The sequence below is a fragment of the Clostridium sp. Marseille-QA1073 genome (genome assembly GCF_054863625.1).
This window is the reverse complement of sequence record NZ_JBSVQM010000013.1, coordinates 1-12,079: the sequence shown is the minus strand read 5'-3', so window position 1 is coordinate 12,079 and position 12,079 is coordinate 1. Positions and strand designations below refer to the sequence as shown.

The 12,079-nt window shown below is 28.7% G+C and carries 11 protein-coding genes and 1 riboswitch; of the genes, 10 read left to right on the top strand and 1 reads right to left on the bottom strand.

The genetic code is table 11. The features are described 5' to 3' along the window. The first annotated feature begins 31 nt into the window (after positions 1-31). From ACY1IQ_RS12570 to ACY1IQ_RS12525, 10 genes are all read left to right on the top strand, one after another. Positions 32-412, top strand: coding sequence for a VOC family protein (locus tag ACY1IQ_RS12570; RefSeq protein WP_461614254.1), 381 nt, complete (start codon positions 32-34; stop codon positions 410-412). Positions 413-856: 444 nt separating this feature from the next. Then, positions 857-954, top strand: a riboswitch (purine riboswitch). A 282-nt stretch (positions 955-1,236) separates the two neighbouring features. After that, positions 1,237-2,685 (top strand): IMP dehydrogenase, encoded by a 1,449-nt coding sequence (gene guaB, locus ACY1IQ_RS12565; RefSeq protein ID WP_461614253.1) that lies wholly within the window; start codon positions 1,237-1,239, stop codon positions 2,683-2,685. Positions 2,686-2,803: 118 nt separating this feature from the next. Further along, a complete protein-coding gene (gene guaA, locus ACY1IQ_RS12560; RefSeq protein WP_461614252.1) occupies positions 2,804-4,333 on the top strand; it encodes a glutamine-hydrolyzing GMP synthase in 1,530 nt (509 codons plus the stop codon). Positions 4,334-4,754: 421 nt separating this feature from the next. Further along, on the top strand, positions 4,755-6,026 hold the full coding sequence (locus ACY1IQ_RS12555; protein ID WP_461614251.1) for a helix-turn-helix domain-containing protein: 1,272 nt from the start codon (positions 4,755-4,757) through the stop codon (positions 6,024-6,026). Between the two features lie 97 nt (positions 6,027-6,123). Next, positions 6,124-6,249: a hypothetical protein gene (locus ACY1IQ_RS12550; RefSeq protein WP_461614250.1), complete on the top strand. Its 126-nt coding sequence runs from the start codon at positions 6,124-6,126 to the stop codon at positions 6,247-6,249. Positions 6,250-6,334: 85 nt separating this feature from the next. Next, entirely contained in the window at positions 6,335-6,487 is a 153-nt protein-coding gene (locus ACY1IQ_RS12545) for a hypothetical protein (protein ID WP_461614249.1), read from the top strand. A 52-nt stretch (positions 6,488-6,539) separates the two neighbouring features. Continuing rightward, complete coding sequence (locus tag ACY1IQ_RS12540; protein ID WP_461614248.1) at positions 6,540-6,695, top strand: hypothetical protein; 156 nt, start codon at positions 6,540-6,542, stop codon at positions 6,693-6,695. A gap of 534 nt (positions 6,696-7,229) precedes the next feature. Beyond that, positions 7,230-7,529 carry a hypothetical protein gene (locus ACY1IQ_RS12535; protein ID WP_461614247.1) on the top strand — a complete coding sequence of 100 codons (300 nt, stop codon included), beginning with the start codon at positions 7,230-7,232 and terminating at the stop codon, positions 7,527-7,529. A gap of 26 nt (positions 7,530-7,555) precedes the next feature. Continuing rightward, entirely contained in the window at positions 7,556-8,002 is a 447-nt protein-coding gene (locus tag ACY1IQ_RS12530; protein ID WP_461614246.1) for a hypothetical protein, read from the top strand. Between the two features lie 592 nt (positions 8,003-8,594). Then, positions 8,595-10,934: a cation-translocating P-type ATPase gene (locus tag ACY1IQ_RS12525; protein WP_461614245.1), complete on the top strand. Its 2,340-nt coding sequence runs from the start codon at positions 8,595-8,597 to the stop codon at positions 10,932-10,934. Between the two features lie 314 nt (positions 10,935-11,248). Here the strand turns inward: ACY1IQ_RS12525 and ACY1IQ_RS12520 are convergent. After that, positions 11,249-12,079 (bottom strand): TrmH family RNA methyltransferase (locus ACY1IQ_RS12520; protein ID WP_461614244.1); only part of this gene is annotated, 831 nt, incomplete at its 5' end.

The following is a 12,079-nucleotide window of genomic DNA, read 5'->3' as shown; positions in this document are numbered from 1 at the left end:
AACATATGTTCTATGAAGTGGAGATAAAATAATGATAAATAAAATAGGAAAAATAACAATATACGTAAATGATCAAGAAGAAGCTAAAAAATTTTGGACTGAAAAAATAGGATTTGTAGTTAAGTTTGAACAAGAAATGATGCCAGGTATGAAATGGTTAGAAGTAGGTCCAAGTGAAGATGAATTTACAACATTTATATTATATAATAAGGAAGCAATGAAGACTCAAAATCCATCAGCTAATGTTACTCATCCGTCAATAATATTAAGCACAACTGATATTGATAAGGCATATGATGAGATGAAAGAAAATGAAGTTGATTTAGGAAAGCTAATGACTATGCCTTATGGAAAGATGTTTTCATTTAAAGACCAAGATGGAAATGAGTATTTATTAAGAGAAGATAAATAGGATATTTAAAAAGTGATAAAGTTATTCTTTATCACTTTTTTAAAAATATAAATTAACACATCTTCAAATTTCTATCACATTAAGTTATCAGAACCTTTTCATAGCATGACTCATAGATTAGATTTAATGCCTTATGTAATTCAAACTATATGGCTTATATTGACCTGATATTTTATTTTATGTTTTTAAGGCTTAAACTCATTCTTAATAAATCGCTTATAAAAAAAGTTGGAGTTAATATATAAAAAAGCAAACTTATTTTCAAATTTTCCATAAGAATAAAAAAGCATTCATAAATTTTTATTTCACAGTTATAATTTAAATTAAATATAGTTATATAATTACATGAACTTTTTATTAATTTTATTCTTTTTTTATGTTGACAAAATGTTAAATATTAAATAGAATAGTTTTAATAAGTTACGGAAATAACAAAGATAGCATTAAATATTAATATATTTAACTCATATATCCCTTGAATATGGCAAGGAGTATCTACCGGAAACCAAGAATTTCTGACTATGAGTAAAATTGGTATACTTATATTTGAGTTTTTATTAATGGAGCTTTTATTGAGTACTAATTTTACTTAGAGGGAATAAGTAGAGTTAGTATTTTTTATTTGCTATGAATTTTAAATTTAAGTGTTAAGTGTATTCAATTTAAAGGGTTTAATATTAGAAGAAATTACTAAAACTTTTTTAAAATTAGATTTAGTTAATTTCCTTCATACATGGACAAGTTATTTACTGTATAAGTATGTATTATTTGTGGAATACAACTTATGAGGGAATTTAAAAATTACAATTAGGAGTGAGGATATAATGGCAAGAATATTAAAACAAGCATACACATTTGATGATTTATTATTAGTTCCAAATAAATCTGAAGTTTTACCTAAGGATGTTTCTTTAGTTACTAATTTAACTAAAAAAATAAAGTTAAATATTCCATTAATGAGTGCAGGGATGGATACAGTAACTGAATCTAAAATGGCAATATCTATGGCAAGAGAAGGCGGAATTGGAATAATACATAAAAATATGAGTATTGAGGCTCAAGCTAATGAAGTTGATAGAGTTAAGAGACAAGAAAATGGTGTAATTACAAATCCTATATCATTACCTAAGGGTAAAATAGTTCAAGATGCATTAGACTTAATGGCTAAATACAGAATATCTGGTATACCTGTTACAGAGGGAAAAAAATTAGTAGGAATTATTACTAATAGAGACATTGTTTATGAAACAGATTATACTAAAAGTATTGAGGAAGTAATGACAAGTAAAAATTTAGTCACTGCACCTCAAGGTACTACTGTGGAAGCTGCTAAAGAAATATTAAAAAAATATAAAATAGAAAAATTGCCATTAGTAGATAGTGAAGGAAATTTAACAGGATTAATAACTGTAAAAGATATAGAAAAAACAGTTAAATTCCCAAATGCAGCTAAAGATGAAAGAGGAAGACTTCTTTGTGGTGCAGCAGTTGGTGTAACTAAAGATATGATGGAAAGAGTAGATGCCTTAGTTGCAGTAGATGTTGACGTTATAACTATAGATACAGCTCATGGACATTCTAAAGGAGTTTTAGATGCTGTAAAAACTGTTAAAGAAAAATATCCAGAACTTCAAGTTATTGCAGGAAACGTTGCTACAGCTGAAGCTACAAAAGATTTAATAGAAGTTGGTGCAGACTGTATTAAAGTTGGTATCGGACCAGGATCAATCTGTACAACAAGAGTTGTTGCAGGAGTTGGAGTACCTCAATTAACAGCAATTATGGATTGTGTAGAAGAAGCAAATAAATATGATATTCCAGTTATTGCTGACGGAGGACTTAAATATTCAGGAGACGTAGTTAAGGCACTTGCTGCTGGAGCTAAGATTTGTATGATGGGATCAATGTTTGCAGGTTGTGAAGAAGCACCAGGAGAAACTGAAATTTATCAAGGAAGAAGTTATAAAGTTTATAGAGGAATGGGTTCTTTAGGAGCTATGGCGGCAGGAAGCAAAGATAGATATTTCCAAGAAGATAATAAGAAACTTGTTCCAGAAGGTGTAGAAGGAAGACTTCCATATAAAGGACCAGTTGTTGATACAATTTATCAATTAATTGGTGGTATACGTTCAGGAATGGGATACTTAGGATCACCTACACTACCAATACTATATGAAACTGCTACTTTCGTAATTCAAACATCAGCGGGACTTAGAGAGAGTCATCCTCATGATATTTCAATCACAAAAGAAGCTCCAAACTATAGTGCTTAATCATCTTAGGATGATTAAGTTCTTTAAGTCAGCCTCAATAAGATAGCTAGGAAAGATACTAGCTACTTTATTAAAGACTGCTAAAGGAGAAATCAATTTTAAGGAGGAAGCTAAAATAATGAAAAGAGAACTTATATTAGTTGTTGACTTTGGCGGACAATACAATCAACTTATAGCAAGAAGAGTAAGAGAAAATCATGTTTATTGTGAAATAGTTCCTTATACAATTTCTGCTGAGAAAATTAAAGAAATGAGTCCAAAAGGAATAATATTTACTGGTGGACCAAACAGTGTTTATGGAGAGGATGCTCCACAAATAGATAAAGATATATTTGAACTTAATATTCCAATACTAGGAATATGCTATGGTGCTCAATTAATGGCACATATATTAGGTGGAAATGTTAAGACAGCAGCAGTTAGAGAATACGGTAAAACTGATGTAAATCTTCAAATGAATAATAAATTATTTGAGGGAATATCTGAAACACAATGCTGGATGAGTCATACTGATTTCATAGAAAGTGCACCTCAAGGCTTTGAAATTATAGGACACACTAGTGAATGTCCTATAGCAGCTTTTTCTAGTGAAGAAAGAATGTTATACGGAGTACAATTCCATCCAGAAGTTCAACATACACTATTTGGTGAAAAGATGATAACAAATTTCTTATATAACGTATGTAAAGTAGCTGGAGATTGGTCAATGGCTTCTTTTGCAGAAGAAAAAATAAAAGAAATAAAAGAAAAAGTTGGAGATAAAAAAGTATTATGCGCATTATCAGGTGGAGTAGACTCATCTGTTGCAGCGGTACTAGTACATAAAGCTGTTGGAAAACAGTTAACTTGTGTTTTTGTTGATCATGGTCTTTTAAGAAAAGATGAAGGAGATCAGGTTGAAGAGATATTTAGAAAAGGCTTTGACATGAATCTTATAAGAGTAAATGCACAAGATAGATTCCTTGGAAAACTTAAAGGTGTAAGTGATCCAGAGAGAAAGAGAAAGATTATAGGAGAAGAGTTTATTAGAGTATTTGAAGAAGAATCTAATAAACTTGGAGAAATAGATTTCTTAGTTCAAGGAACTATATATGCTGACGTTGTAGAAAGTGGAACAAATACATCTGCAACAATTAAAAGTCACCACAATGTAGGAGGACTTCCAGAAGATATAACTTTTGAACTTATTGAACCATTAAGAGAGTTATTTAAAGATGAAGTTAGAGCAGTTGGAGAAGAGCTTGGAATTCCACATCATTTAGTATGGAGACAGCCTTTCCCAGGACCAGGTCTTGCAATAAGAGTCCTTGGAGAAGTTACGGAAGGTAAATTAGAAATAGTTAGAGAAGCAGATGCTATCTTCAGAGAAGAAGTTGCATTAAACGGTTTAGAAAGTGAAATATGGCAATACTTTGCTTGTCTTCCAAACATTCAATCTGTTGGAGTTATGGGAGATGAAAGAACTTACTGCCATACAGTAGCATTAAGAGCAGTTACATCTTCAGACGGAATGACTTCAGATTGGGCAAGAGTACCATATGAAGTATTAGATAAAGTTTCAAGAAGAATTGTTAATGAAGTTAAAGGAGTAAATAGAATAGTTTACGACGTAACTTCTAAACCACCTGCAACAATTGAATGGGAATAGTTTCTATATATAAATAGATGGCATAAAGCCAAACATTATCGGGGTTAAATGTATTTACTGACTTACATTTGACCTCGTTTTATTTTTTAAATGTTCATTTATATTATTTGTAATATTAAATTTATATTTTAAGCAAATAAATAAAAGAGCTCTTAACAGGGCTCTTTTTTGATATATACAGATGTATAAATAAAGGATTATGCCTCTTAATGTAGAATCATATTAAGGTAGAGGGTTTATGAATAAGGAATTAGATACATTGGGGAAGTTATCACATAATTAGTAGCAAGCAAAGGTAGTATATTTTATTGTAGTAATTTTTATGAAGGTTATGGATAAGGGTTGAAAGAACATTTTTTAGAAAAATATAAAATTGTATAGTGAGTTTTAGGTTTCTTCCATAAAAGGGAGGAGAATTATAATGTATTTTGAGAATGAAATTTTACATCCGGGAGAGAAAATAAAAAAATTAAGGATAATGCTGCATGCAGCGCAAAAAGAACTTTCTAGCAAAAACATAAGCCGAAATTTTATTAGTGCAATTGAAAATAAGAGAGCTTTATTAAGTGTTAATGCAGCTAGGGTTATTGCTGATAATTTAAATAGAATAATAGATGATGGAGAATACAGGCTGCCACATATAACTTCAGAGGAACTACTTTTAAGTGAAGAAGAACAGGCTATAAGAATTGTAAAAAATGAAATAACAGAGCTGATTAAATATAAGAATGCATCAATAGAACAGTTTAAATTAAAAGTTGATAATATTGAAAAAATAATTAATTCATATAACATACCAGAAGATGTAATGTATAATTTTTTTGAAGTTGTTATTAAATTTTATTATAACAATTTCTGTTATGACATGGCTGAAGTTTATATATTAAAAAAGTTAGATTTATCATCAATAGAACAAAATAAAATAGAATATATTGAATCATTACTTACTAAAATGAAAATATATATAAAGTTAAACAAAGATTCTAGTATAGTACATCTAGGTGAATATATATTAGAATTTATGAGTAATAATAAAATAGATAATGAAATATATAGAAAAAGAATATATTTTAATATAGCTCTGTATTGTAAAAAATTGAATAAGAACAAAGAAGGATTGTACTATATAAATAAACTTAAATCAGAATTTAAGCTTACTGAAGGTCAGCGTAGTGATGTAGCACTTGTAGAAGGAAAGCTTTATCGACAAATTGGAAACTACAAACTTGCGAAAATAAAACTCCATGAATCTTTAGAATTAAGTAGAAAAACGAAATGTAGTGAAAGTATAGTAATTGCACATAACAGTTTAGCACATCATTATTTGCTGTTAAAGGATTATGGAAGAGCCAAGTTTTATGTTGACATGGCAATACAGGCTAGTAATGGTAATAATGTTGATGATGAGAGATTAGCACAAATCTTTCATGAGGCTTTTACTATTTATTTAAACTTCGATGAAGATAAAATGTTTTATTATTTTAATAAAACATTAGATAAGGCATTTTTAATAAGTAATAATGAGATAATACTAGACGCAATAAACAGAATATTTGATTATTTTGAAACAAAAAATAGTATAAATAAGAATTTAGAAATATTAAAAATTATAAATGAAAAAATTAAAAATTATGATAAAAAAAATGAGTTGGGAGAAATATACATAAGAGCATTTAATTATATAGATTTTTAAAAAAGTATTAAAGTTAGATTTTTAACTATAAATAAGTTATTAAAATAATAATTGATAGAGGAGTTAAAAATAAAAAAAGAATTGGTATTTAGTATTAATGAGGTTAGTAGCTGTTAATACACTTTATGGTGTTGTATCTGTAAAAGAATTAAAAACTATTAATAGGAATTTACACGATAAGCCCATTATGGTGTGCGTAGACGCAGATACTAAACCATGGTAAACTAATTGTAGAGTTTTTCTTTATAGGGATAGAAAATACCAAAAATAATGGGAATTTTGAAATAAAAGATAAATTTTTCATAGATATGGATAGTTATTTAAAAGTAAATAAAGAGATTAAAAAATTAAATTATTTTTTATATTTACTTAGAATTCATTATGATGACAATAAAATTCCTAAAGAAAGATTAAATATAGTAATAGATGCAGGTAAATTATTATACAGAACAGTGAATTAATTTACAAATATGTTAATTAATTTTATTATAATTAGTATAGGAGGAAATTTTTATGAGGAAGAAATTTATTTCCGTAGTACTTAGTGGAGTTCTTATGTTAGGATTTTTTAGTGCTAACATAACTACCAATAAGAATTTAGAAAGTGGTAAAATGCAAGATCAAATTCAATTAAGACTTTTAACTGAAACAGATCCTAATCCGTGGTAAAAATAAGAGCAGGTCATACATAACTTATGTATGGCCTGTTTTTATTTTGCCAAAGGGTAAGTAAGTTATGAAAATTTTACTTACTTTTTAGACATTTTTAGATATTGATTACACATGTTTAAATAAACTATAATTTATTTATAAAAAATTATTCTTTTTGTTAATTTTTGATCTATTTTCAAAGTTAGAAAATCATGATGCTTAATAGTGTGGGGATTTTGCAGTAGAAAATTAAAAGATGGCATATTATCCTTAGACGATACAATTATATTTCAGAATATTCTTGAAGTATAAGCTTGAAATAAATAAAAACTCTAGTCATCAGGATTGGCTAGAGTTTTCATTCTATTCGGCGATAATTTGGTAAATGAGAAAGGTTTGAACTCAATCCAATGGTAGAGAGAAATCATAATCAAAGCAATTGAAACAAATGTTTTAAGTTGAATTGGATAAGTTCTTCAGATTCTAGTTATAAGAACTTTATTATAATAAAAGTTATATCTGTATAAATGAAGTTCATAAGGGGGATTGGAAGTGAGGACAATGCTAATTTTGTTTTCTTTAAGCGTTACAGTTATAAGTGGGGCGGTTTATATAGCTTATGAAAAAATAAAATACGCTTATGAAAAAAGAAATGATGAAATTGAGATATTAAAAAGAAATCTTGATATAAATAATTCACTAATAGAGAAAAAGTTAAATGAAATAAATGAAATGTTGGACATAGATAATATAATATTTAACTCAACACTGAAAAAGGAATATGAAGCTACTAGAAATATAGTGAATACAAGTATTAATGCAGCAATATCATCGGTGCACGAAACACGTTAATTATATTTAGATTGGGGAATTTAGAAATGGGGAAATATATAAAGTTAAAAATGGAATTAGGTAAAAACTATAAGGAAATAGCAGCAATAATAGCAAAAGACTATGTAATATACGGTAGTTATTATAAATTGTCACTTATATACGGAACGGGTAAAGCAAACTTATGTAGATTGGTAAAAGATCATTCAGAGTATATACAAGAACACTATCCTGAAATCTATAAAGAGTATAGCTTAAAGATAGAAAAAAACAATAGAAAGAGAATTAAAACTATGAATAAGAAATGTTTAGAATCTAGAAGAAATCCAAGAGAGTATTTATTATGTTTTGATAATAAAGCTTTCGAAGAGTTGCCGAAACAAATAAAATATGAGGATTTTCTTAACTGGTGTGTGAAATTTAATACTGGTGACTTAACCGGTGTAGATCTTATAAGTATAGCAGCTAAAAATGGAATAAAAGTGATTAATTAGCTAGTTATTTATCATAAATTCATAAATAGTACTATGACAAAATATACATTATAGGAAAACATAATAGTGGAACTATGATAGAAATTAATTTAAGTGTTCATATATATAGTTTTAGGGGTATAAAAAACAGTGTAATTAAGTATATTCATAACACTTCATGTATACTTAAACTTAGATTTAATTACCAACTTGTGGTAATAACGGAGGAAATTATATGATCATAAATTTAATATCCATATACATGGCTATAATTTTTAGTTAAAATGCTGAGAATTATAGCCAACTTTTTTTATCAATGGAGAACTTAGGCAATGGAGAATTGACGATGGACAATTGAAAATTAAGGTTGAAATTAATTTTATAAATTAATTTCTTTAACTGTTTTTTACTAGCAATACAATTGCTAGTTTCTTAAATTGTGAATTGAGAATTGAATTAAGTTGTTACTATAAAATTTTGCTTTATCATAATGTTGTTTTAATATTTAAAATATTTCATCATCTAGTAGTAAAGTTATTTTTATTGTATACTTTATTTATTACATATAAAAAAGACTATTAAACTTTAGATAAAAATGTTCTGGAGGATATTAATGGAGATAAAGAATAAAACTAGAATAATGGCTTCTTATGATAAAGGATTAACAGAAAGAGAAGCTGCTATTCAAAAAGAAAAGGGGCTTTTAAATATTGCTCCTGAGAAGGTAACAAAAACTAATGGAGAAATCATTAGAGAAAATGTATTTACATTATTTAACTTATTGAACTTTTTAATTGGTATTTGTTTGGCTTTGGTTGGTGCCTACACAAATATGGCTTATTTACTAATTATCATAGTAAATATGAGTATTGGAATTTTTCAAGAAATTCATGCTAAAAATTTGGTTGAAAAACTTTCTCTGATTTCTGCTCTAAAAGCACATGTTATTCGTGATGGAGAACAAAAGGAAATCTTAGTTGAGGATTTGGTTCAAGATGATATTATCATGCTTGATATGGGAAGTCAGATAGCAGCAGATTCTATTGTTGTTCATGGTGAAATTGAGGTCAATGAATCACTACTTACAGGAGAATCTGATTCTATTATAAAAAAGCCTGGAGATATGCTTCTTTCAGGAAGTTTTGTAGTAAGTAGTAAATGTTACGCTCGAGTAGAACATGTAGGTGCCGAGAATTTTTCAGCACAATTGACTGAGGGGGCTAAAAAGCATAAGAAAGTAAACTCAGAATTGATGCGTTCTATGAGAAAAGTAACTAAATTTACAAGTTATTTTATTTTATTACTAGGTGTTATCTTATTCCTAGAAGCTTATTTGGTACGCTCAGATACAATGCAAGCTTCTGTTGTATCAACTTCAGCAGCTTTACTTGGTATGCTGCCAAAAGGGTTAGTGCTATTAATTAGTATTTCTCTTGCTACTGGTGTTATCAAATTATCTAAGAAAAGAATATTGGTTCAAGAGATGTTTTCTATCGAAACATTAGCTCATGTAGATACCATTTGTTTAGACAAAACAGGAACTATTACAGAGGGAAAGATGACAGTTTCTAAAGTAAATATTTTACGTGAAGATATAGTATCTGTGCCGATGGAAGAAGTAATTGGTGCATACTTGAATTCAACAGATGATAATAATGCTACTATGACGGCCTTAAGGGCATATTTTTCAAGTAATGACAATCAAGTAGCTGTTTCAAAAGTAGCTTTTTCTTCTGAACGAAAATGGGGGGCAGTTACTTTTGAGCAAATTGGTACTATTATTCTGGGAGCGCCAGAAATCTTATTAAAAGACCAACCATTACCTGAATTAGTGGCAGAAGCACAAGAGATGGGAAGACGTGTTTTATTATTAGCACATACTGAGGAGGTTGTAACAGAAGCTGGACTTCCGAATGCTACAGCTATTGTAGCAATTGAATTAGACGACCCAATTCGAAAAAATGCAAAAGAAACATTGGATTTCTTCAAAAATGAGGGTGTTCAAGTAAAAGTTATTTCTGGAGATAACCCAGTAACTGTTTCCAATATTGCTAGAAAAGCTGGTCTTGAAGATTATGCTTCTTATATTGATTTATCTCAGTTGAAGAGTGATGAAGAGGTTAGAAAAGCGGCTGATAAATACAGTATTTTTGGACGTGTGAGGCCAGAGCAAAAACAACTGCTTGTGAAAGCACTACAAGAAAATGGTCATACAGTAGCGATGACAGGCGATGGAGTAAATGATGTATTGGCGTTAAGAGAGGCAGATTGTAGCATTGCCATGGCTGAAGGAAATGATGCAGCAAAGCAAGTTTCTCAACTTGTATTATTAGATTCTGATTTTTCAGCTTTACCAGATGTACTTGCAGAAGGAAGACGTGTTGTTAATAATGTTACAAAAGTAGCTTCTATATTTTTTATTAAGACACTTTATTCATTAATGTTGTGTATTATCAATGTAATTACCATGACTGCATTCCCATTTATTCCAATACAGATTACGTTAATTGACTTAGCAATTGAGGGATATCCTTCCTTCTTCTTATCCTTTGAACCTGATAAGAAGAAGATAACAGGGACATTTTTAAATACTGTTATAAAAACTGCATTGCCAAATGCAATTTTAATTATTATAAATATTATTGCAGTTTATCTATTAGCTCCAAATCAGGGGTTATCTGAGTTAGATAAAGTGACATTAATGTATTATATGGTTGAATTTGTAAGTGTAATTGGTGTACTTAAAGCATGCTTACCATTTAATAAATTAAGAGTATTTTTATTCTCAACTGTAGTAGTAGGCTTTTATGCAGCAGCATATTTATTTAGAAATATTTTAAATATCGGTCTATTGACTAATAAAACACTTCCAATTTTCATCGTATTGGCGGTAGTAACCACTTTATTAAGATGGTTGATTTCAGTTTTTACAAAGAAAAAAGCAACCGCATAAATAAATCATAAAAATTATTAATTTATTATTTATATACATGGCTATGATTCATGCTAAGAATCATAGCCTATTTTTTTCACCTCTGGAGAACTTAAAAGAATGCACAATGCACAATTCACAATGCACAATTAAGGATGAAATTAATTCTTTACGAATTAATTTCTTTAATTGATTTTTTATTAGCAATTTTATATTGCTAGTAATTATGGCGAACACTGTTCGCTGCTACAGAATCAATTCTAAATTTCTCAGTTTCTGCTGAGAAATATCCATAATTGTGAATTTTGCATTTTGAATTGTGAATTGAAAATGTGTTAATCTCTACTTTTAATCAGTCCTTTATTTTTAAGTGATGCCTCGTATAATATTATAGTTGAGGCAACTCCAACATTTAAGGAATCACAGTCACCTAGCATTGGGATAGAAACACCAGTATAATCTGTGTTATACCAATCTTCTGATACACCATATTTTTCACTTCCCATTATTATAGCTACTCGTCCTTTATAATCTAAATCATAATAATTTGTATCTGCATCTGTATCTGTGATTATAGTTTTAAAGTTTTTCTTAATTAACCAATTTTTAATTTCATCGAAATTAGATTCTACAATAGGAACTTTAAAGCAAGATCCCATACTACTTCTTATTAGTTTAGGATGATTTAATCTTGTTTTTCTATTATTAATAATAATAGCATCTATATCAGTAGCATCAGCAGATCTAATAATAGTACCTACATTTCCAGGTATTTCTAGACCATCAAGTATTAATATTATTGAGTTATTGGTAACGTATATGTCATCTAAAGTTTTGTTTTGTAAATAGCATACAGCCATAACTCCTTGAGAATTCTCTTTTTCACTTATACTATTAAAAACCTTTTCAGATACTATACAGCACTCTTCAGCTAAATGTACATAATTCTCAATTAATTTTTGGGATTCTACAGAGTGGATTTTTTCTAAACATATCACAAAATATTTTATGGCTACATTGTATTTAAGTGCTAAATTTAAAGCCCAAATGCCCTCTATAACTGCTAGTTTTTCAGGATTAGGCTTACTATTCTTATTTAAGCTTATTATTCTATCAACTATTTTACTCTTCTTACCATAAAATTTAAATTTATCTTCGTACTTAGT